The 2,293-nt window shown below is 77.3% G+C and carries 1 protein-coding gene and 1 pseudogene; both read right to left on the bottom strand.

The features are described from left to right. Window positions 1-657 (bottom strand): lantibiotic dehydratase C-terminal domain-containing protein (locus tag GPJ59_RS35590; RefSeq protein WP_308120677.1); only part of this gene is annotated, 657 nt, incomplete at its 3' end. After that, window positions 654-2,293: pseudogene (locus GPJ59_RS35585) on the bottom strand (lantibiotic dehydratase); the annotation flags it as partial. The gene GPJ59_RS35590 and the pseudogene GPJ59_RS35585, both read right to left, overlap by 4 nt.

Below are 2,293 nucleotides of genomic sequence, written 5' to 3'. Positions count from 1 at the left end.
GGCTCGGGCCGCTGCGCGGTGGGCGGCGGCGGCCACGCCGGCGCGCAGGCGGCGCGGCTGTTCGCCGTTGCGGCCGGTCCAGTACCAGGTCATGTGGTGGAGGAACGAGGCGTGCCGGGCGGCGGGCAGCAGGGCCAGCGCGCCGAGCATGGTGTCCAGGGCATGGCCCAGGCGCAGGGCGGGGAAGTCCGGGCCGATGACCTCCAGGGCGAACTCGCTGGAGGCCTGGAAGGCGCGCTCGGCGCGGCGGACCCCGGCCGGGCCGGCGAACTTGGCGTACTCGGGCTCGTACAGGCCCTTGGCGTGGCCGCGTACGCCGCGGGGCGGACGGGTGGGCGGGGTGAGCGGGGCTGTTGGGTGGGCCTCGGGGCGGCCGGTGAGGATGCGGTCGGCCGCCTCCTCCAGGGCGGCGATCGCGTCCAGCGGGCCGTGGTGGCGCAGCCGGACGTGCAGGCCGTGCTCGTCGACGAAGCGGAGGAAGAACCAGCGGCCGTCCGGGTTGAGGGTGCGGGCGGCGGTGACGATGCGGCGCACGGTGGTGTCGATGAGCGGGTGGAGGTCCTCGTACTCTTCCCCGAAGATCCGGTAGTAGAGCCAGTCCTGGCCGGGACCGGCGTCCAGGCCCGAGGGCGGGGGCGGGGGCGCAGGCGGGGTCACCGGGCGGGCTCCTCGGGGGTGGGACGGTCCAGCCGCAGCAGGGCGGCGAGCTCGACGGCGCGGGGGCGGCCGTCGGTGTCGGTGAGCCAGTGCAGGCCGGGGCCGGGCAGGGGCTCGGTGAGTTCGACGACGTCGATGCCGCCACCGTGCAGGGTCTTGAGCAGGGCGGCCACGGCGTGCGGGGAGCCGAGATGGGTCCAGAACGGCTTCTCCGGCACGGCGGCGGGGGCCGCCGAGGAGGTCCGTACGAAGACTTCCGCGGGGATGCCGTGCGCGCGCCGCCAGACGTCGAGCCGGTCGAGGAAGGCCGCGGTGCCCTCGCCGGGCTCGGGGCGGGGCAGGGCGGAGGCCGGCAGCCGCCAGGAGGCGCGGGCGGTGACGAGGCGGCCGTGGCGGCTGCGGGGGGTGGCGCTCACGTCGGTGGGGGGCGGGCGGGTCGGGTCGTGGGGCAGGCGCTCGCCGTTGGTGAGGTAGCGGGTGGACCAGGGCTGGGAGAGGGTCGCGAGCAGCCGTACGGGGCCGTGCAGGAGGTCCAGCGGGATCACGCCGAGGTAGGGCAGGGCGATGTTCTCGCCGGTGCGGCGGTCGTACAGCTGGAGGGTGTCGGTGGCGGGGTCGTGGGAGAGGAGGAGGTCGCTCAGGTCGGTGTCGGGTCCGGCGGGTCGGCCGGGGCGGCCGGGTCCGGTGGGTCCGGCGGTGTCGGCGGTGTCGGCCGCGGGGCCGCGGAGGTCGGAGGGCCAGCTCAGGGCGGGGAAGAGGGGGCGGGCGGGGGCCTGGAGGGTGGAGTAGTCGCCGCCCGCGGAGAGTTGGCGGATCGCGCAGCCGGGGTGGAGGTCGCCGATCCAGCGGCGCAGCGGCTCGGCCATGGTGTCGCCGATGCCGGGGACGGCGCCCCAGCGGGCGAGGAGTCCGCCGGGGCCGGGGCTGACCCGGTTGACGGCGAGCAGGTACCGGCCGCGGTGCAGGGTTTCGGCGTCGGGGGCGGCCAGTTGGTGGAAGACGGTGACGGCGGCGGCGCCGGCGGTGCCGTGCGGTGCGGGCAACGGGGCGTCGTCCGGGGTGGCCGGGGCGGTCCGGTCGGCGGTGGCGGCGCGCAGGAGGAGGGTGGTGTGGTCCTCGCGGCGGCAGAAGCTGTAGAGGAAGTCGTAGAGGTCCTGGCACGTGCCGCCGGTGCCGTAGCGGCTGGTGAAGTGGGCGGTCAGGAACCCGTACAGGGTGCTGCGGAAGGTCCGGCGCCGGACGTGGCCGGCCAGTTCGCGCAGGTCGTGCTCGATCTCGCGGGCGGGCAGAGCCGGTACGGGGGTGTCGGAGGCGGGGACGTTCTCGTGGAAGAGGGGTGCGGAGTCGAGCCAGCGGGGGGCCGGGGCGCCCAGTGCGGTGAAGACGTCGGCGGCGGCGGTCCGGGCGCGGGCGTCGAGGTGGAGGCGGGTGGCGGCGTCGGCGGCGGGCAGCCGGCGTTCGGTGTCGGCGAGGACGGCGAGGGCCTCGGCGACACGGGGTCCCTGGGGGCCGGGCGGGGTACCGACGCGGTCGGCGAGGAGGGCCAGGCAGTGGCGGTCGTGCTGCTGCCAGGGGACGTCGGGCAGGAGCAGGCCCATCGCCGCCCAGCGGCGGGCCCGGGCCCGGGTGCCGGGGG

The organism is Streptomyces bambusae, assembly GCF_019400985.1.
Classification (GTDB): Bacteria; Actinomycetota; Actinomycetes; order Streptomycetales; family Streptomycetaceae; genus Streptomyces; species Streptomyces bambusae_A.
Note: the sequence above shows the minus strand (reverse complement) of the source record. Positions and strands in the feature narration are given on the sequence as shown.